Here is a 20203-nt window from a genome sequence, read left to right on the forward strand (position 1 = left end):
TTATTTATAACCCAGCACTTTGCATTAGCAAATGTTTCGGACCAGACGCGCGCGCGTGAGGCCCGAGAACAACCAGTCGGAAACCGACCATCAGCGCACCGCCGCCGCACCGCCTGATTGCCAAGCTGAGCAGGCGCGGTGTACAAATGCCTGGCTGCTGTCAGGAAACAGGCTTCAAAAGCGCTACTGCGGTTATCCCGTAGCCCCTCTGAAATCCCCTAAAAACCGTAGCCCTATTGGTAAGACGCGACATTTAATTATAAGATCGCGCCTTCCCCTATTTCGTCGCCCCGTGCGGCTTACGCCGCAGGTCTCGCCCGTTGTTCCGTTAAACAAGGCTTTGAGCATCTGCGGTTTGTAGCAAAAAGGTAGTCAATGATGAGCGCAAGGCACTTTCTCTCCCTGATGGATTGCACGCCCGAAGAGCTGGTCAGCGTGATCCGTCGAGGCGTTGAGCTCAAAGACCTGCGTAACCGCGGCGTACTGTTCGAGCCCCTGAAAAACCGCGTGCTCGGGATGATCTTCGAGAAGTCCTCGACCCGCACCCGCATTTCCTTCGAAGCCGGCATGATCCAGCTCGGCGGCCAGGCTATTTTCCTGTCGCCGCGTGATACCCAACTGGGCCGTGGCGAGCCGATCGGCGACTGCGCGATTGTCATGTCGAGCATGCTCGACGCGGTGATGATCCGAACCTTTGCCCACAGCAATTTGACCGAATTTGCCGCCAACTCGCGCGTGCCGGTAATCAACGGCCTGTCCGATGATCTGCATCCATGCCAGTTGCTGGCCGACATGCAAACCTTCCTCGAGCACCGCGGCTCCATCCAGGGCAAGACCGTGGCCTGGATCGGCGACGGCAACAACATGTGCAACAGCTATATAGAAGCGGCGATCCAGTTCGACTTCCAGTTGCGCATCGCCTGCCCGGAAGGTTACGAGCCGAATCCGGAATTCGTGGCCAAGGCCGGGGACCGCGTCACCATCGTCCGCGATCCGAAGGATGCCGTGCGCGGCGCCCATCTGGTGAGCACCGACGTCTGGACCTCCATGGGCCAGGAAGAGGAAACCGTCAAGCGCTTGAAGTTGTTCGCCCCGTATCAGGTCAATCGCGCACTGCTCGATCTGGCCGCCAGCGACGTGCTGTTCATGCATTGCCTGCCGGCCCACCGCGGCGAAGAGATCAGCGTCGACCTGCTTGACGACTCGCGCTCGGTAGCCTGGGATCAAGCTGAAAACCGTCTTCACGCACAAAAGGCCCTGCTCGAGTTTCTCGTCGAGCCGGCGTATCACCACGCATGAGCCAGCCATTACTGCTAAACCTGCGCAACCTCGCCTGCGGCTATCAAGACCAGCGCGTGGTGCAGAACCTCAACCTGCATTTGAACGCGGGCGACATCGGTTGCCTGCTCGGTTCCTCCGGTTGCGGCAAGACCACCACCCTGCGCGCCATTGCCGGTTTCGAACCGGTGCACGAAGGTGATATCCAGTTGGCCGGCGAGACCATCTCCAGCGCCGGTTTCACCCTCGCGCCGGAGAAACGTCGCATCGGCATGGTGTTCCAGGACTACGCGCTGTTTCCGCACTTGAGCGTGGCCGACAACATCGCCTTCGGCATTCGCAAGCATCCGCAAAAGGATCGCGTGTCCGAAGAGTTGCTGGAGCTGGTCAACCTCAAAGGCCTCGGCAAGCGCTTCCCTCATGAGCTTTCCGGCGGTCAACAGCAGCGTGTTGCCCTGGCCCGCGCCTTGGCGCCGGAGCCGCAATTGCTGCTGCTCGACGAACCGTTCTCCAACCTCGATGGCGAGTTGCGCCGCAAGCTCAGCCATGAGGTGCGCGACATTCTCAAGGCTCGCGGCACCAGCGCGATTCTGGTAACCCACGATCAGGAGGAAGCCTTCGCCGTCAGCGATCACGTCGGCGTGTTCAAGGAAGGCCGGCTGGAACAGTGGGATACGCCCTACAACCTCTATCACGAACCGCTGACGCCGTACGTGGCCAGCTTCATCGGCCAGGGGTACTTCATTCGTGGCCAGTTGAGCAGCCCGGAGTCGGTGCAGACCGAGTTGGGCGAGTTGCGCGGCAACCGCGCCTACACCTGGCCGGTCGGTGGTGCAGTGGATGTGCTGCTGCGTCCGGACGATATCGTTTATGCGCCAGACAGCGCGTTAAAAGCGCGGATCGTCGGCAAGTCGTTCCAAGGCGCGTCGACGCTGTATCGCCTGCAACTGCCGACCGGTGCACAGCTGGAATCGATCTTCCCGAGCCACGTCGATCATCAGATCGGCGCCGAAGTTGGCATTCGTGTTGCGGCGGAGCACCTGGTGTTGTTCCAGGCATCCGGCAGCACGGCGGCGCAGATCCCGGTGGTTGAATCGGGTGTTCGGCGGTACAGCACCGCTCACTGACACGGATCAAAAGATCGCAGCCTTCGGCAGCTCCTACAGGTGTACACGAACCAAGTAGGAGCTGCCGAAGGCTGCGATCTTTTGCTTTCAGCCCAACATCAGCGTGCCGCTGGCCACCAGCGTCGCATTCCCGCCTATCTTCACCCGATCCCCTTCCAGCCGGCAGAACAATTCTCCACCCCGCGCAGAACACTGATAAGCCGTCAGACTCGACTTGCCCAGACGTCCGGACCAATACGGAATCAGACTGCAATGGGTCGATCCGGTCACCGGGTCTTCATTGATGCCAATCGCCGGTGCGAAATAGCGCGAGACGAAATCGTGTTTATTGCCCCGCGCGGTCACGATGGCGCCCAGCCATGGCAGTTTCGCCAGTGCGACCATGTCCGGTTTGCAGTCGAGCACGGCCTGCTCGGACTCCAGCACCACGAACAACTCGTTCGAACCCAGCACATCGACCGCTTCCACCCCGAGTGCACGCTCGACGTCCAGGGTCACGCCCACTTCCGAAGGGATGATCGACGGGAAATCCAGCCACAAACGCCCACCCTCACGACTCACGCTCAGCGGGCCGGACTTGCAGGTAAAGTCCAGGCGCTCAACGGGCTCCTTGTAGATTTCGAACAAAACGTAAGCGCTGGCCAGCGTCGCGTGACCACACAATGGCACCTCGGTGGTCGGGGTGAACCAGCGGATGTGCCAGCCCTGCCCTTCTCGCACCACAAATGCGGTTTCGGCGAGGTTGTGTTCCGCGGCGATCTTTTGCATCAACTCATCGGCGAGCCATGCATCCAGTCGATAAACCATCGCCGGGTTGCCGCTGAAGGGCCGATCACTGAACGCATCGACCTGATGAAACTCAAGCTGCATGAGACTTCTCCTTTATAAGCTCAAGCGCGGCCGATATCGGCGAACGTTGCCTGGGTATGTTCAGCCAGCACGGCGGGCGCCAGTTCGACTTCCAGGCCACGACGCCCCGCGCTGACATGAATGCTCGCGAAGGGCTGGGCCGAACTGTCGATAAACGTGCGCAAGCGCTTCTTTTGCCCCAACGGACTGATGCCACCCAACAGATAACCGGTGGAACGCTGGGCCGCCGCCGGGTCGGCCATTTCGACTTTCTTCACCCCGGCCGCATGGGCCAGTGCTTTCAGATCCAGAGTCCCGCCAACCGGTACCACCGCCACCAGCAATTCACCTTTTTCACTGGCCGCCAACAAGGTCTTGAACACTTGCGCCGGGTCCAGTCCGAGTTTTTCCGCCGCTTCCAACCCATAGGACGCAGCCTTCGGGTCGTGTTCATAACTGTGCACACGGTGTTCGGCCCGAACCTTTTTCAGCAAATCCAATGCGGGTGTCATGACAGCTCCAGACTTGGCGGCAGTAGAAAAATCCTGCGCCGAATTCTAGGACATTGATTCGCAAAAGGCTCTATTCCGGCGCCGTTTGAAGGTGCCACCCACCGTCGCCAGTCACGATCATTCACCGGACTAATAGTTTGTTTGTGACCAATGGTTCACTTTCGACCTTTGACAGCCGTGTTTCTTGTCTATATTTTTTCGTTTCTGAAACTGTACGAAAAGTCTTACCGCAGTGCCCTGCTGTAAACCGGGAACAGGATGGGGATCCTGCCTCGGTGAAAAACGCGCTTTGACCACAATGGACTGAAAGCGCCAGACAAGAAAAAAATGAGGTTTCAATGACAACTGCTTTACAACAACCGTCGCTCTCGAGCCAATGCTTGGCCGAGTTTCTGGGTACTGCACTTCTGATCTTTTTTGGTACAGGTTGCGTTGCCGCGCTCAAGGTCGCGGGTGCCAGCTTTGGCTTGTGGGAAATCAGCATCATCTGGGGCGTCGGCGTGAGCATGGCGATCTACCTGACCGCAGGTGTTTCCGGGGCTCATCTCAACCCTGCCGTGAGCATCGCGTTGAGCATTTTTGCCGACTTCGAAAAGCGCAAATTGCCCTTCTACATTTTCGCCCAAGTGGCCGGCGCCTTTTGCGGCGCTCTGTTGGTGTACTCGCTGTACAGCAACCTGTTCTTCGATTTCGAACAAACTCACCACATGATTCGCGGCACCGAAGCCAGCCTGGAATTGGCGTCGGTATTCTCCACTTTCCCCAACCCGAGCCTGTCCACGGCACAAGCATTCCTCGTCGAAGTCATCATCACCGCCATCCTGATGGGCGTGATCATGTCGCTGACCGACGACAACAATGGCCTGCCCAACGGCCCGCTGGCACCGATCCTGATCGGCCTGCTGATTGCGGTGATTGGCAGTTCGATGGGGCCACTGACCGGTTTCGCGATGAATCCTGCCCGTGACTTCGGCCCTAAGCTGATGACCTTTTTCGCCGGCTGGGGTGAGATTTCCCTCACTGGCGCACGCGATATTCCGTACTTCCTGATCCCGGTTTTCGCACCGATAGTCGGTGCCTGCCTCGGTGCAGCGGCCTACCGCGGAATCATCGCCCGCCATCTGCCAAATGCCGTACCTGCTACAAAGGACACAACAACGGCCATTGACGGCAAACCGAGAATTTCTTGATACCGTTGGCGCATGATCCTGCCGAAAAGATCGCGCGCCAGACCTCACTCCCTTATTTCGTCCAAGGCAATCGACATGACCGACACTCAGAATAAGAACTACATCATTGCCCTCGATCAGGGTACGACCAGCTCCCGCGCGATCATTTTCGACCGCGACGCCAACGTGGTCTGCACCGCTCAACGGGAGTTCGCGCAGCATTACCCGCAAGCAGGCTGGGTTGAACATGACCCGATGGAAATCTTCGCCACCCAGAGCGCGGTGATGGTCGAGGCCCTGGCGCAAGCCGGCCTGCATCACGATCAGGTCGCGGCCATCGGCATCACCAACCAGCGTGAAACCACCGTGGTCTGGGACAAGAACACCGGTCGACCGATCTACAACGCGATTGTCTGGCAGTGCCGCCGCAGCACCGAGATCTGCCAACAGCTCAAGCGCGATGGCCACGAGCAATACATCAGCGACACCACAGGCCTGGTCACCGACCCGTACTTCTCCGGCACCAAGCTCAAGTGGATTCTCGACAACGTCGAAGGCAGCCGCGAACGCGCGCGCAACGGCGAACTGCTGTTCGGCACCGTCGACAGCTGGCTGATCTGGAAATTTACCGGCGGCAAGGTGCACGTCACCGACTACACCAACGCCTCGCGCACGATGCTCTTCAACATCCACACCCTGGAGTGGGACGCGAAGATGCTGGAGGTGCTGGATATCCCCCGCGAAATGCTCCCGGAAGTGAAATCGTCGTCGGAAATTTATGGCCGCACCAAGAGCGGCATCGCCATCGGCGGTATCGCTGGCGACCAGCAAGCCGCGTTGTTCGGTCAGATGTGCGTTGAAGCCGGTCAGGCGAAAAACACCTACGGCACCGGTTGCTTCCTGCTGATGAACACCGGCGACAAAGCCGTGAAATCCAAACACGGCATGCTCACCACCATCGCTTGCGGCCCACGCGGCGAAGTGGCCTATGCGCTGGAAGGCGCGGTGTTCAACGGTGGCTCCACCGTGCAATGGCTACGTGACGAATTGAAGATCATCAACGACGCCCACGACACAGAATACTTCGCCAACAAGGTCAAGGACAGCAACGGCGTGTACCTGGTGCCCGCCTTCACCGGCCTCGGCGCGCCCTATTGGGACCCGTACGCCCGTGGCGCATTGTTCGGCCTGACCCGCGGTGTTCGAGTGGACCACATCATCCGCGCCGCGCTGGAGTCGATCGCCTACCAGACCCGCGACGTGCTCGACGCCATGCAACAGGATGCCGGCGAGCGCCTCAAAGCCCTGCGCGTGGATGGCGGTGCGGTGGCGAACAACTTCCTCATGCAGTTCCAGGCCGACATCCTCGGCACCCAGGTCGAGCGTCCGCAAATGCGCGAAACCACGGCGCTGGGCGCGGCTTACCTGGCGGGTCTGGCCTGCGGTTTCTGGGGTAGCCTGGAAGAGTTGCGTGGCAAAGCGGTCATCGAACGCAAATTCGAACCAACACTGGACGAAGCCGCGAAGGAAAAACTCTACGCCGGCTGGAAAAAAGCCGTCAGCCGCACTCGCGATTGGGCGTCTGAAGACGAGGCTGAATAAGCCCGCTTGCGGATTGGTATCAGCTTGTAACTGGTAGGGAGCAGATTCCTGCGGCATCATGGGCAAATTTTGCACGGCAGCCCAAAGGACGCCCCATGAATCTGCCTCCCCGTCAGCAGCAAATCCTCGAGCTTGTCCGCGAACGCGGCTATGTCAGCATCGAGGAAATGGCCACGCTGTTCGTTGTTACCCCGCAAACCATCCGCCGCGATATCAATCAGCTCGCGGAAGCCAATTTACTGCGTCGCTATCACGGTGGCGCGGCTTACGATTCCAGTGTTGAAAACACCGCCTACGCCATGCGCGCCGACCAGATGCGCGATGAGAAGCAGCGCATCGGCGAAGCCATTGCCGCGCAGATCCCCGATCACGCCTCGCTGTTCATCAACATCGGCACCACCACCGAATCCATCGCGCGCGCGCTGCTCAATCACAGCCATCTGAAGATCATCACCAACAACCTGCACGTGGCTTCGATGCTCAGCGCCAAGGACGATTTCGACGTGCTGCTGACCGGCGGCAATGTGCGACGCGACGGTGGTGTGGTGGGTCAGGCCAGCGTCGATTTCATCAACCAGTTCAAGGTCGATTTTGCTCTGGTCGGCATCAGCGGCATTGATGAAGACGGCAGCCTGCTGGATTTCGATTATCAGGAAGTGCGGGTGTCCCAGGCGATCATCGCCAACGCCCGACAGGTGATCCTCGCCGCCGACTCCAGCAAATTCGGGCGCAACGCCATGATTCGCCTGGGGCCGATCAGCCTGGTCGATTGCCTGGTCACCGATCAGCAACCATCCCCGGCGCTGGCGCAGTTGTTGAACCAGCACAAAGTCCGGTTGGAGGTTGTTTAACAACCTGTAGGAGCACGGCTTGCCGGCGATGGCGTACTCATGACCGCCATCGCCGGCAAGCCGTGCTCCTACACAGGCACCACCCCCACCTACTTCACCAAATGTTCGTAAATTTTCCTTTATCAGCCCTTCGATGAGTATTTTCAATCGAAGCTGACTGGCTGTGCGCGTCTTTATGGGCTAGTATTTTCGCAAATGAACATTCATGTTCGAATTCAAATACAGAAACCAACAGAACTGATAAAAAGTTCCGAGGCCTTAGCCGATGCCGACTTCTACCTTGCCTACGCCCCCTCTTGCCGAGGTCTACGATATCGCCGTCATCGGTGGCGGGATCAATGGCGTGGGGATCGCAGCGGATGCCGCCGGCCGCGGTCTCTCGTTGTTCCTTTGCGAAAAGGATGACTTGGCCAGCCACACCTCCTCGGCCAGCAGCAAGCTGATCCACGGCGGTCTGCGCTATCTCGAACATTACGAATTCCGCCTCGTGCGCGAAGCCCTGGCTGAACGTGAAGTGCTGCTGACCAAAGCCCCGCACATCGTCAAGCAAATGCGCTTCGTGTTGCCGCACCGTCCGCACCTGCGTCCGGCCTGGATGATCCGCGCCGGCCTGTTCCTGTATGACAACCTTGGCAAACGCGAACAGCTCCAGGGTTCGAAAAGCCTGAAGTTCGGCCCGGACAGCGCCCTGAAAAGCGAAATCACCAAAGGCTTCGAATACTCCGACTGCTGGGTCGACGATGCGCGTCTGGTGGTCTTGAACGCCATGGCGGCCCGGGAAAAAGGCGCCCACGTCCACACCCAGACCCGTTGCGTCAGCGCACGCCGCACCAAAGGCCTGTGGCACCTGCACCTTGAGCGCGCCGATGGCAGCCTGTTTTCGATCCGCGCCAAAGCGCTGGTGAATGCCGCCGGCCCGTGGGTCGCCAAGTTCATTCGTGATGACCTGAAAATGGAATCGCCGTACGGCATCCGCCTGATCCAGGGCAGCCACCTGATCGTGCCGAAGCTGTACGAAGGTGAACACGCGCACATCCTGCAAAACGAAGATCAGCGCATCGTATTCACCATTCCGTACCTGAACCACTTCACCCTGATCGGCACCACCGACCGCGAATACACCGGCGACCCGGCTGCCGTGGCGATCACCGACGGCGAAACCGACTACCTGTTGAACGTGGTCAACGCCCACTTCAAAAAGCAGATCAGCCGCGACGACATCCTGCACAGCTATTCCGGCGTGCGCCCGCTGTGCAACGACGAATCCGACAACCCGTCAGCCGTCACCCGCGACTACACCCTCGCGCTGTCGGGCAGCGGTGAAGAAGCGCCGCTGCTGTCGGTGTTCGGCGGCAAGCTCACCACCTACCGCAAACTGGCCGAGTCGGCGCTGGCACAACTGGCACCGTACTTCACGCACATCAAGCCGAGCTGGACCGCCAACGCGCCGCTGCCGGGTGGTGAAGACATGACCACTCCGCAGGCGTTGAGCTCAAAAATCCGCGACAAGTTCGACTGGATTCCGACCGAGATTTCCCGTCGCTGGTCCACCACTTACGGCAGCCGGACCTGGCGCATGCTCGAAGGCGTTCAAAACCTCAGCGATCTGGGCGAACACATTGGCGGCGGTCTCTATACCCGTGAAGTCGATTACTTGTGCAGCGAAGAATGGGCGACCACCGCGCATGACATCCTGTGGCGCCGCAGTAAGCTCGGCTTGTTCACCACGCCGGCGGAACAGGAAAAGCTCAAGGATTATCTGAACAAGGTCGAGCAGAACCGCAGCAAGATTGAAGCGGCCTGATCGACAAGCCGAACTGCAAAGATCAATAGATCGCAGCTTCGTTTCACTCACAGCTCCTACAGGGGAATTCGTTCCTCTGTAGGAGCCGTGAGTGAAAAGAAGCTGCGATCTTTTGACGTATTTGGCAGGTTTAGTCGCGAAGGTCCGACTCGTGGATGGGTTGATCACGATGAGTCGCCCGTTGATACTGCGCCGGCCAGATGGCTTTGCGTCCCCCGAGATCATCATCCGCGTGCAGCGGCCAGTACGGATCGCGCAACAGCTCGCGAGCCAGGAAGATGATGTCCGCCTGACAGGTGCGCAGAATGTGCTCGGCCTGCGCCGGGTCGGTAATCATGCCCACGGTGCCGGTCGCGATTTCCGCCTCCTTGCGGACCTTTTCGGCGAAGCGCGTTTGATAGCCGGGGCCGGTAGGAATTTCCGCATTGACCGCCGTGCCACCCGACGACACATCGATCAGATCCACGCCAAGGGTTTTGAGGCGACGCGCCAGCTCAACGGTTTCGTCTGGATTCCAGCCATCCTCCACCCAATCCGTGGCCGAAACCCGAACAAACAAAGGCAGCTCTTCCGGCCACACCGCGCGCACCGCTTCGGTGACCTGCAACACCAGGCGAATGCGGTTCTCAAATGAACCGCCGTACTGGTCACGCCGTTGATTACTCAGCGGTGAAAGAAACTGGTGCAGCAGATAGCCATGGGCCGCATGCACTTCCACCACTTTGAAACCGGCTTCCAGCGCACGTTTGGCTGCATCGACAAAGGCCTGAATCACATCGGCGATTTCAGCATCGTCGAGCTGTTTGGGTTGTGTGTGCTGTGGGTCAAAAGCAATCGGTGACGGGCCGACCGGCAACCAGCCGCCGTCTTCGGCTTTCACGCTGCCATGCTTGCCGAGCCACGGCCGATAGGTGCTGGCCTTGCGCCCCGCATGGGCCAGTTGGATGCCGGCCACGCCGCCCTGGGCGGCAATGAAGCGGGTGATGCGTTGCAAGGGTTCAATCTGTTCATCGTTCCACAGGCCAAGGTCTTGCGCGGTGATGCGCCCGTCGGCAGTGATCGCCGTAGCTTCGGTGAACACCAGCCCCGCCCCGCCGATGGCACGGCTGCCGAGGTGGACCAGATGCCAGTCATTGGCCAGGCCATCGACGCTGGAATACTGGCACATCGGTGATACCGCGATGCGATTGAGCAGGGTCAGTTGGCGAAGGGTATAGGGTTCAAGCAGCAGACTCATGGGGCACCTCTCGAATCAGTGGTCAGGCTCCAGGGTTCTGTTTGAAAGTCGACGAGTGACAGGAAAAAGGTACAGCACCCGCCCCCGCGGGCAAAAGAATTCGACAAGACGTCACAAGGATAATCAAGCAGTGCTTAGAGCCTAGTCGACATCGGGGCTCAATGGGGGATTCAAGAAAAGATCGCAGCCTTCGGCAGCGCCCACAGGCGTGTAGGAGCTGCCGAAGGCTGCGATCTTTTGATCTTTGACGCTCAACGCGGTTCGATGTGGGCAATCATCAGCTGAACGGTCTCATTGCCACGAAACTCGTTCACGTCGAGCTTATAGGCCAGTTCCACCCACTTGATGGTCGGATTCGGCCAGACATCGCGGTCGATACCAAAGGCAATGCCATCGAGCTTGACCGAGCCGCACTCACTTCTGAGCACCACTTTCAGGTGGCGCTCGCCGACGACGCGTTGCTCGACGAGTTGAAACACCCCGTGAAACAGCGGCTCCGGAAAATGCTGTCCCCAAGGACCGGCATGGCGCAGTGCACGGGCCAGTTCCAAGTGAAACTCCTCGACCGCCAGGGTGCCGTCCGACAGCAGGCGTCCGGTCAAGTCTTCTTCGCGCAATTGCCGACGCACTTCAGCGTCAAAGGCTTCGGCGAACAACGGGAAATTCGCTTCCGGCAATGTCAGGCCTGCCGCCATCGCATGGCCGCCGTACTTGGTGATCAGGTTCGGATGCTGCGCCGCCACCACGCTCAGGGCGTCGCGGATGTGAAAGCCCTGGACCGAACGGCCCGAGCCCTTAAGCAGGCCATCGCCGGCATCGGCGAAAGCAATTGTCGGACGGAAATAACGCTCTTTCATACGCGACGCGAGGATACCGATGACCCCCTGGTGCCACTCGGGATCGAACAGGCACAAGCCGAACGGCATCGATTCCACCGGCAAATCCTTGAGCTGCGCCAGCGCTTCACGCTGCATGCCTTGCTCGATGGATTTGCGGTCCTGGTTCATGCCGTCCAGTTGAGCGGCCATTTCACCGGCCAGCCCGGCGTCTTCAGTGAGCAGGCATTCGATGCCCAGGCTCATGTCATCCAGACGCCCCGCCGCGTTCAGGCGCGGGCCGACGATAAAGCCAAGATCGGTGGAGGTGATGCGTGCGTGATCTCGCTTGGCCACTTCCAGGATCGCCTTGATCCCCGGTCGGGCACGGCCGGCACGAATCCGCTCCAGGCCTTGATGCACGAGAATCCGGTTGTTGGCATCCAGCGGCACCACGTCGGCAACGCTGCCCAACGCCACCAGATCCAGCAGTTCACCGATATTCGGCTGCGGCTTGCTCGCATACCAGCCGAGTTCGCGCAAACGCGCACGCAAAGCCATCAGCACATAGAAAATCACCCCGACACCGGCCAGCGCCTTGCTCGGGAACTCGCAGCCGGGCTGGTTCGGATTGACAATGGCGTCGGCCAGCGGCAGCTCATCACCGGGTAAGTGGTGATCGGTGACCAGCACGCTGAGCCCGGCCTTTTTCGCCGCCGCCACGCCTTCGACGCTGGAGATGCCGTTGTCCACGGTGATCAGCAGTTGAGGCTGACGCTCCAGCGCCACCGCGACGATTTCCGGCGTCAGGCCGTAGCCATAGTCAAAACGATTGGGCACCAGATAATCAACATGCGCCGCACCCAGCAAGCGCAACCCCAACGTGCCGACCGTACTCGCGGTTGCGCCGTCGGCGTCAAAGTCACCGACGATCAGAATCCGCTGACGCTGTTCCAGCGCGGTCACCAGCAAATCCACGGCCGCCTCGATACCCTTGAGCTTCTGGAACGGAATCAGCCGCGCCAGGCTCTTGTCCAGTTCGACTTCGGACTGCACGCCCCGCGCCGCATACAGGCGGGTCAACAGCGGCGGAATATCACCGAGGAACGGCAAGGTGTTGGGCAGCAGGCGAGGTTCGATGCGCATGGGGTGACAGGTGCTTCTCTTGAGTACGTAGGATAAAACCGGATGACGTGCGAGGACTCAGCCGCGCTCGCCCGACAACCATTGCAATTGGACTTCGTGCTGACCACGGTCATCGGTGACGAAAATCGTCCCTTCGCTGATCATCACGTCCCACTTGATGACGCGCGGCATGTCTTTGGCCAGGGTCTCCAGGACTTCCTGAGGCACGGCAGCGATGTGGACGTTTTTCAGGTTCTTGATCGCCGGGATCACCTTGCCTTCCCAGACGCGCAGGCTGCCATACGCCAGCAGGCTGGTGCGTTCAGTGCGACGCGAACACCAGGTCAGGCGATCGGCATCCGGTTGGCCGACTTCGATCCAGTGCAGGACACGGTCATCCAGGCTTTTTTCCCACAGGGCCGGTTCATCCACTTCTGACAGACCACGGCCAAAAGACAGCTGCTCGTTGTACCAGAGGGCGTAGGCCAACAGGCGCACGGTCATGCGCTCTTCGGTTTCCGAAGGATGACGGGCGATGGTCTGCTTGACGCTCTCGTAGACGCTGCGGTCGAGGTCGGTGAGGTTCAGTTCAAACTTGTAGGTCGTGGACGGCTGGGCCATGAACGGGCTTCTTGATACGAGGAAAGGCGGCAAGTCTAACCGATGCGGCAGGTATTCATCGAATTGAAGGCAATCTCGCTCGGGCGCCTGACAGTCGGCTATGTTAAAACTCTGTATTCGCTCAACCCTTGTCCTACAGGATCCCGTATGTCGTCCACCGCCAAACCGCTTTCAGGCCTCAAAGTCATCGAATTGGGCACGTTGATTGCCGGCCCTTTTGCCTCGCGCATTTGCGCTGAATTCGGTGCCGATGTGGTCAAGGTCGAATCCCCGGACGGTGGCGATCCGCTGCGCAAATGGCGCAAGTTGTATGAAGGCACTTCGCTGTGGTGGTTTGTTCAGGCGCGCAATAAAAAGTCGCTGACCCTGAACCTCAAGCATCCCGACGGCCTGGCGATCCTGAAAAAACTGCTGAGCGAAGCGGACATCCTGATCGAGAACTTCCGCCCGGGCGTGCTGGAAAAACTCGGCCTGGGCTGGGACGTCTTGCACGCACTGAATCCAAAACTGGTGATGGTGCGTCTCTCGGGCTTCGGCCAGACCGGACCGATGAAAGATCAGCCGGGGTTTGGTGCAGTCGGCGAGTCGATGGGCGGCTTGCGCTACATCACCGGTTTCGAGGATCGCCCACCAGTGCGCACCGGAATTTCCATTGGCGACTCGATTGCCGCGCTTTGGGGCGTCATCGGCGCGCTGATGGCTTTGCGTCACCGCGAGGTCAATGGCGGTCAGGGGCAAGTGGTGGACGTGGCGCTGTATGAGGCGATCTTCGCCATGATGGAAAGCATGGTCCCGGAGTTCGATGTGTTCGGCTTCATCCGCGAACGCACCGGCAACATCATGCCCGGCATCACGCCGTCATCGATCCATACCAGCGCCGATGGCAAACATGTGCAGATCGGTGCCAACGGCGATGCGATCTTCAAACGCTTCATGCTGATCATTGGCCGCGAAGACCTGGCCAACGATCCAATGCTGGCCAGCAACGACGGTCGTGACAGCCGCCGTGACGAGCTCTACGGGGTCATCGATCGCTGGGTCAACTCACTGCCGCTGGACACGGTTCTTGAGCGGCTGAATCAGGCCGATGTACCGGCCAGCCGGATCTTCAGCGCCGAAGACATGTTCAGCGATCCGCAGTACCTCGCCCGGGAAATGTTCCTGCAGGCCAAGCTGCCGGACGGCAAAGACTTCAAGATGCCGGGAATCGTGCCGAAACTCTCTGATACACCCGGTGATTGTGAATGGGTCGGGCCGCAACTGGGCGAGCACAATGCGCAGGTACTCCAGGAACTTGGCTATGACGCGTCGCAGATCACACAGCTGCGCAAAGACGGAGCCATTTGAGCTGAAGCGTCTGTTTGCGCAATTCATCCAGCACTGCCTGTGGCGGAACGGGCGGGTGCTGTGTGCTTTGGCGGGTATGCTGCTGATCGCCGCGCTGGCGCCTATGGCACTGGCGCAACCCAAGGAAACCCTGATCTGGCTCAAGCGTGATCTGCCACCGCTGTTCATTTTCGAGGGCCCGAAAAAAGGCCTGGGTGTCATCGATCAATTGCTGCCGAAGCTCATGGCCGGCATGCCTCAGTACCAGCACAGCGTGATGAGGGTCAATCGCGCGCGCGGATTGCAGATGCTCCACGAGCCATCCCTTACCTGCGATGCGGCATTGAACTGGAGCAAGGAACGGGACACCTGGATCGCGTTTTCCACTCCGGTATTCCGCGCCATGAGCAACGGCCTGGCCGTACGGCGTGTTGATCGCGAAGTGCTGGCGCCCTTCATCAAGGAGGGCGAAGTGGATTTGGCCGCCCTGCTCGCTACCGGCAGTGTGAACTTGGGGGTCATTGCCGAACGCAACTATGGCGAGTACCTCGACACCTTGCTTAAACAGGCGCCGCCCAAGGCTCTGACACGCCATTACGGCAATGACGCCTTGGGCAGTTTGCTGCAAATGCAACGCCTTGGACGCTTGCAACTGCTGTTGGGCTATCGCCCGGAAATCCGCTACCAGGCGCAGCAGCAAGGGATCGCCGAGAATGAATTGCAGTTCTTCCCGATCCGCGGCACTGGCAAATACCTGTCCGGATACATCGGCTGCACCAACACGCCGCAAGGCCGACAGGCGATCATCGAGATCAACCAACTGCTGCGCGCCCTGCCCCGCGATCACCTGAGCGAGGCCTACGCGGCGTGGCTCGACCCGGAAAGTCGCAGCGAATACCTGGAAGCTTCCAAAGCATTTTTCGAGCAACAGGCCGGGCAGTGAAAAATCCCGGGCAAAAAGAAACCCCGAGAAGTGGGGAGACGACTCGGGGTTAAACGTGGCCTACATAAAGACCCGTAGCAACAAGCTACAAGCACCGGAGCACAATGCTTGATCTTGCTGGTAAAGGGTCTGACTGACTTGGGCGCAGGAAGGTTCCCACAAAACTCAATTCAGTTTCGGCTGGCCAGCAGCCGGTCCTGAGCGGCATTGCGCAACGCCGCGATCACACAAGGCTCCAGGCGTCCTTCAGCAATCAACACATCGCGATGCAAGCCATCGACCACATCGGTCAGCGAGCGTTTGTCGATCAACTGCGCCTGACTGAACTCCCGGTCGACCACCACTGCACCGGTCGCGTTCGTCAATGTGACCCGGCATTCGCCATGAAGGCCTGACGGGGTCAATGTCACCTGGTACGGGCTCAGAGCCTCACCGAGCAAGAGACTGATACTTTCCATCTCGATCACCACTCAATAGTCCGAAAACAAAGTGCCTGGGGCGTGTCTACAGTAAATGACCGCCGGCCCGAGAAGAAAGTTCTGGATACCGAGTGCGGGACAATCCGCGCCTCGAGTCAAAAGAGCATGCACGGCAAAGATGACAGAGAAAAAACAGGCGCGTCACGTCTGTCGGGTTCGCTGACCGATATCGATCCATCCCCCCAACAACCCGCGCAATTGACCATCGGCACTGTAAAACGGCACGGTCCACTGGTAGATGTCCCGCAGGCCATGCTTGAACAGCAATTGCCGCTCGTTGAACCGTGACTTGCGCGTGCTTAACTGAGCCATGAACTCGGCATGCAAAAGCTCGGCGGTTTCTTTAGGCAAGACTTCAAGCTCGATCAACAGTCGTCCCTGCATCTGATCAAAACGGGCCGACAGGCTCTCCTCATAGCTTTTGTTGCACATGAGCAAACGTCCTTGCCGGTCTCGAACAAACACTGGGTCAGGCATTGCGTCCATCAACGTGTGCTGGAACGCCAACTGATCGCGGAGGCCACTCTCGGCGCCCTTACGCTGTTCGATTACAGTGGCCAGTCGACGATTCCAGATCAGCGATATCAGCGCGAACAGGCTGACGATCAACACACTCCAGCAAACCTGCCTGCTAATCCCCGCCCAGATTGAGGGTGTCGTTGCGGGCGCAACCTCATGAAACCATTTGTGGCGAATGGCTCGCAGTTCGGCAGGCGGAAAAGCCGCCAGTGCTTTACCGAGGATGCTCAACAGCTGCGGCTGAGCTTTGTGTACTGCCAGATAATCAGCGTCCCATTTGCCCTCGATCGCTTCACTGGTCCTGAGCCGCCCTGGCGGATAGAGTCGCGCTCCGATTTCATTGTCGATGGTCGCGTACGCTTCGCCGCTCTCGACCAATGCCCGGGCTTCAGCGTGAGTCTTTACCGAACGCAATTCGATGGACGGGTGGTCGCGACGAATCACGGCCTCCAGCGCATGCCGCGTCGGCAGCACCAGCACCTTTTTCGCCAGTTGTTCCAGCGAGTGCACAGCAGGGGCCTCTGCATGCCCGACAAACACCCAGCCAGCGCCGCCGAAGGCATGACTGAAATCGAGAAATGCCCTGCGTTCGTCGTTCACGGACAGCATCGTGCTCATATCGGCAGCGCCGCTTTCCAGACGACCGAGCAACTGCTCGGTGGAAAATGTCTCGTCGTAGACAAACTGCAACCCTGTCATGGCGCTGATGTGCTCCAGCACATCGTGATGGAAACCACTCCAATGACCGCGCTCGTCCTTGAACAGATACAAGGGATATTGTGTCAACGCGACGACGACTGGCGAATGCTCCGCCAACCACTGGCGCTCCTGCGGATCGAGCTCGATCAGAGGCCCGGTAGCCGTCATGTCAGTTTCATACGCTACCAATTGCGCCGCCATCGCCCCCAGACTCAGCCCCAGGAGCACAACCAAAATCATCCAGCTCAAGGCTGGCATCAACACTGCGAAATACGGCATTACCACATCCTTGCGCTCGGTCCGCCCGTCCTCAATAGGCGATTTCCCGGCCAGTGTGGCATGCAAAAACAACAAAGCCCGTCAGGAGACGGGCTTCAATGTGTGACAGGTTTTGCCGGTTACAAAGGCTTACCGCGGTTGCCATGCTGACTGACAAAGGCCTGCACGGCTTTCAGGTCGTTCGGCAACACGGTGCAACGCTCGTCTCGCTCAAACAAATCAGAAAGATGTACAGGGAGTTCGAGTGCTTTTCCTACACCGGCTTTCTCCACGGCGTCCGGGAATTTGACCGGATGCGCCGTACCGAGGATCACCATCGGGATATCCAGGCTGCGACGGCATTCGCGCGCGGCCTTGACGCCGATGGCGGTGTGCGGGTCCAGCACTTCGCCGGTCTGCTCGTAGACTTCGGCGATGGTTTCGCAGGTTTGTGCGTCATCCACGGCCAGCGAGTCGAACAGTTTGCGGGCTTCGGTCCAGCGCTCTTGCTCGACGCTGAAACCACCGCCCTGCTTGAAGCTGTCCATCAAACCGGCAATCGCTGCGCCGTTGCGACCGTGCAGGTCGAACAGCAGGCGTTCGAAGTTCGACGAGACCATGATGTCCATTGATGGCGACAGCGTGGCGTGCAGGGTTTCCTTGACGTACTGGTTGCCGCTCATGAAGCGGTGCAGGATGTCGTTGCGGTTGGTGGCGACGATCAACTGGTTGATCGGCAGGCCCATGTTGCGCGCCAGGTAACCGGCGAAAATGTCGCCGAAGTTGCCGGTCGGCACCGAGAACGACACCGAACGCGCCGGGCCACCCAACTGCAGGGCTGCGTGGAAGTAGTAAACGATCTGGGCCATGATCCGCGCCCAGTTGATCGAGTTCACGGCCACCAGGCGAGTGCCCTTGAGGAAGCCCTGGTCGGCGAAGCTCGCCTTGACCATTTCCTGGCAGTCATCGAAGTTGCCTTCGATGGCGATGTTGTGGATGTTCTCACCGAAAATGGTGGTCATCTGCCGGCGCTGCACTTCCGATACGCGGTTGTGCGGATGCAGGATGAAGATGTCGACGTTTTCGCAGTGCTTGCAGCCTTCGATGGCGGCCGAACCGGTGTCACCGGAGGTAGCGCCGACGATCACCACGCGCTCGCCGCGCTTTTCCAGCACGTAGTCGAGCAAACGACCGAGCAGTTGCAGGGCGAAGTCCTTGAACGCCAGGGTCGGGCCGTGGAACAGCTCCAGCACCCATTCGTTGCCGTTCAGCTGACGCAGCGGCGCAACGGCGCTGTGGGCGAACACGCCGTAGGTTTCTTCAAGAATCTTTTTGAAATCGGCGTCTGGAATGCTGCCGGTAACGAACGGGCGCATGACGCGAAAAGCCAGCTCGTGATACGGCAGGCCAGCCCAGGAAGCGATTTCTTCCTGGGTGAAACGTGGCAGGTTTTCCGGGACGTACAGACCGCCGTCGGTAGCAAGACCGGCCAGCAGGACGTCTTCGAAATTCAGGGCCGGTGCCTGGCCGCGGGTACTGATGTAACGCATGACTGACTCCAATGGACAGTGTTCGTAATGCCGGGCCAGCACGCTGGCCCGGTGAACGATAACGGCTTAGTTCAGGTGCTCGACACGAATCCGTACAACCGGACCGACCACGCCCGCCAAGGCTTCCAGGGCGGCGATCGCATCGTTGATGCGCTGCTCCAGTACGCGGTGGGTCAGCAGGATCATCGGCACCAGGCCGTCGTGCTCCTCGGCTTCCTTCTGCATGATCGACTCGATGTTGATCCCGCGCTCCGAGAGGATGCTCGCCACCTGGGCCAACACGCCCGGATGGTCCTTGGCCTGGATGCGCAGGTAGTAAGCGCTTTCGCAGGCTTCGATTGGCAGGATCGGGTGCGCCGACAGCGAATCCGGCTGGAAGGCCAGGTGCGGCACGCGGTTTTCCGGGTCGGAGGTCATGGCGCGAACAACATCCACCAGGTCGGCGATTACCGACGAAGCGGTCGGCTCCATGCCGGCGCCGGCGCCGTAGAACAACGTCGAACCGGCAGCATCGCCGTTGACCATCACCGCGTTCATCACGCCGTTGACGTTGGCGATCAGGCGATCAGCCGGGATCAGCGTCGGGTGCACGCGCAGTTCGATACCGGATGCGGTGCTGCGCGCCACGCCCAGGTGCTTGATGCGGTAACCCAACGCTTCGGCGTAGTTCACGTCAGCGGTGGTGAGTTTGGTGATGCCTTCGGTGTAAGCCTTGTCGAATTGCAGCGGAATGCCGAACGCAATCGAAGCCAGGATCGTCAGCTTGTGGGCTGCGTCGATGCCTTCAACGTCGAAGGTCGGATCGGCTTCGGCGTAACCCAGAGCCTGGGCTTCGGCCAGTACGTCTTCGAAGGTACGACCCTTCTCGCGCATTTCCGTCAGGATGAAGTTGCCGGTGCCGTTAATGATGCCGGCGACCCAGTTGATACGGTTGGCGGACAGACCTTCACGGATCGCCTTGATCACCGGAATGCCACCAGCTACCGCCGCCTCGAACGCAACGATCACACCCTTCTCGCGAGCCTTGGCGAAAATTTCATTACCGTGAACAGCGATAAGCGCCTTGTTCGCGGTGACCACATGCTTGCCATTCTCGATGGCCTTGAGTACCAGCTCGCGGGCAACGGTATAGCCGCCCATCAGCTCTATGACGATGTCGATCTCAGGGTTCGTGGCCACTTCGAAGACATCGTTGGTAATCGCAATACCGGTCGTTTGGAACTGAGGCTTTGGCGTGCGCATGGCAATTTGAGCCACTTCGATCCCACGCCCGGCACGACGAGCAATTTCCTCGGCGTTGCGCTGAAGTACGTTGAAGGTACCGCCACCGACGGTCCCTAACCCACAGATGCCTACTTTGACCGGTTTCACTGTGAACTCCCCATAAAACGGCCGACTCAAGGCCGGCCGTGAAAACAGCCGCATGCTCGCGGCTCTCT

At 59.5% G+C, this 20203-nt stretch carries 17 protein-coding genes; 8 read left to right on the plus strand and 9 right to left on the minus strand.

Annotated features, from left to right (window positions below):
* Positions 1-378 precede the first annotated feature (378 nt).
* Entirely contained in the window at positions 379-1299 is a 921-nt protein-coding gene (argF, locus tag ACM110_RS01695; RefSeq protein ID WP_416126293.1) for an ornithine carbamoyltransferase, read from the plus strand.
* Positions 1296-2405: an ABC transporter ATP-binding protein gene (locus tag ACM110_RS01700; protein ID WP_416126294.1), complete on the plus strand. Its 1110-nt coding sequence runs from the start codon at positions 1296-1298 to the stop codon at positions 2403-2405. Before argF ends, ACM110_RS01700 begins: the two co-directional genes overlap by 4 nt.
* A gap of 87 nt (positions 2406-2492) precedes the next feature.
* On the opposite strand, the gene ACM110_RS01705 is transcribed toward ACM110_RS01700, so the two are convergent.
* Entirely contained in the window at positions 2493-3275 is a 783-nt protein-coding gene (locus ACM110_RS01705) for a PhzF family phenazine biosynthesis protein (protein WP_416126295.1), read from the minus strand.
* A gap of 20 nt (positions 3276-3295) precedes the next feature.
* On the minus strand, positions 3296-3766 hold the full coding sequence (ybaK, locus tag ACM110_RS01710; RefSeq protein ID WP_416126296.1) for a Cys-tRNA(Pro) deacylase: 471 nt from the start codon (positions 3764-3766) through the stop codon (positions 3296-3298).
* A gap of 338 nt (positions 3767-4104) precedes the next feature.
* Here ybaK and ACM110_RS01715 point away from each other — a divergent pair, with 338 nt between their 5' ends.
* The 4 genes from ACM110_RS01715 to glpD all read left to right on the plus strand — a co-directional run bounded on the left by ACM110_RS01715 (position 4105) and on the right by glpD (position 9192).
* Positions 4105-4956: an MIP/aquaporin family protein gene (locus ACM110_RS01715; RefSeq protein ID WP_416126297.1), complete on the plus strand. Its 852-nt coding sequence runs from the start codon at positions 4105-4107 to the stop codon at positions 4954-4956.
* A gap of 75 nt (positions 4957-5031) precedes the next feature.
* A complete protein-coding gene (glpK, locus tag ACM110_RS01720; RefSeq protein WP_416126298.1) occupies positions 5032-6537 on the plus strand; it encodes a glycerol kinase GlpK in 1506 nt (501 codons plus the stop codon).
* A 95-nt stretch (positions 6538-6632) separates the two neighbouring features.
* Complete coding sequence (locus ACM110_RS01725) at positions 6633-7388, plus strand: DeoR/GlpR family transcriptional regulator (protein ID WP_007971301.1); 756 nt, start codon at positions 6633-6635, stop codon at positions 7386-7388.
* Between the two features lie 265 nt (positions 7389-7653).
* Positions 7654-9192, plus strand: coding sequence for a glycerol-3-phosphate dehydrogenase (gene glpD / locus ACM110_RS01730; RefSeq protein WP_416126299.1), 1539 nt, complete (start codon positions 7654-7656; stop codon positions 9190-9192).
* A 130-nt stretch (positions 9193-9322) separates the two neighbouring features.
* On the opposite strand, the gene ACM110_RS01735 is transcribed toward glpD, so the two are convergent.
* The 3 genes from ACM110_RS01735 to ACM110_RS01745 form a co-directional block, all read right to left on the minus strand.
* Positions 9323-10429, minus strand: a complete 1107-nt coding sequence (locus ACM110_RS01735) for an NADH:flavin oxidoreductase/NADH oxidase (protein WP_416126300.1) — start codon at positions 10427-10429, stop codon at positions 9323-9325.
* Between the two features lie 251 nt (positions 10430-10680).
* The gene (recJ, locus tag ACM110_RS01740; RefSeq protein WP_416126301.1) at positions 10681-12390 is read right to left on the minus strand and encodes a single-stranded-DNA-specific exonuclease RecJ; all 1710 of its coding nucleotides are present in this window, start codon (positions 12388-12390) and stop codon (positions 10681-10683) included.
* A 57-nt stretch (positions 12391-12447) separates the two neighbouring features.
* Positions 12448-12990, minus strand: a complete 543-nt coding sequence (locus ACM110_RS01745; protein ID WP_053155117.1) for a YaeQ family protein — start codon at positions 12988-12990, stop codon at positions 12448-12450.
* A gap of 147 nt (positions 12991-13137) precedes the next feature.
* Between ACM110_RS01745 and ACM110_RS01750 the strand changes: the two genes are divergently transcribed.
* The gene (locus tag ACM110_RS01750; protein ID WP_416126302.1) at positions 13138-14337 is read left to right on the plus strand and encodes a CaiB/BaiF CoA transferase family protein; all 1200 of its coding nucleotides are present in this window, start codon (positions 13138-13140) and stop codon (positions 14335-14337) included.
* Positions 14291-15259, plus strand: a complete 969-nt coding sequence (locus ACM110_RS01755; protein ID WP_416126303.1) for a TIGR02285 family protein — start codon at positions 14291-14293, stop codon at positions 15257-15259. The genes ACM110_RS01750 and ACM110_RS01755 overlap by 47 nt, the downstream gene beginning before the upstream one ends.
* 170 nt (positions 15260-15429) lie before the next feature.
* Here ACM110_RS01755 and ACM110_RS01760 read toward each other — a convergent pair whose 3' ends face one another.
* The 4 genes from ACM110_RS01760 to ACM110_RS01775 all read right to left on the minus strand — a co-directional run bounded on the left by ACM110_RS01760 (position 15430) and on the right by ACM110_RS01775 (position 20135).
* The gene (locus tag ACM110_RS01760) at positions 15430-15717 is read right to left on the minus strand and encodes a DUF3509 domain-containing protein (protein ID WP_338582818.1); all 288 of its coding nucleotides are present in this window, start codon (positions 15715-15717) and stop codon (positions 15430-15432) included.
* 162 nt (positions 15718-15879) lie between these two features.
* Entirely contained in the window at positions 15880-17235 is a 1356-nt protein-coding gene (locus ACM110_RS01765; protein WP_416126304.1) for a transporter substrate-binding domain-containing protein, read from the minus strand.
* Between the two features lie 119 nt (positions 17236-17354).
* Positions 17355-18764, minus strand: a complete 1410-nt coding sequence (thrC, locus tag ACM110_RS01770; RefSeq protein ID WP_075945553.1) for a threonine synthase — start codon at positions 18762-18764, stop codon at positions 17355-17357.
* Between the two features lie 66 nt (positions 18765-18830).
* The gene (locus tag ACM110_RS01775) at positions 18831-20135 is read right to left on the minus strand and encodes a homoserine dehydrogenase (protein ID WP_416126305.1); all 1305 of its coding nucleotides are present in this window, start codon (positions 20133-20135) and stop codon (positions 18831-18833) included.
* Positions 20136-20203: the final 68 nt, after the last annotated feature.

The sequence above is a fragment of the Pseudomonas sp. NFX98 genome (assembly GCF_047784845.1).
Taxonomy (GTDB): Bacteria; Pseudomonadota; Gammaproteobacteria; order Pseudomonadales; family Pseudomonadaceae; genus Aquipseudomonas.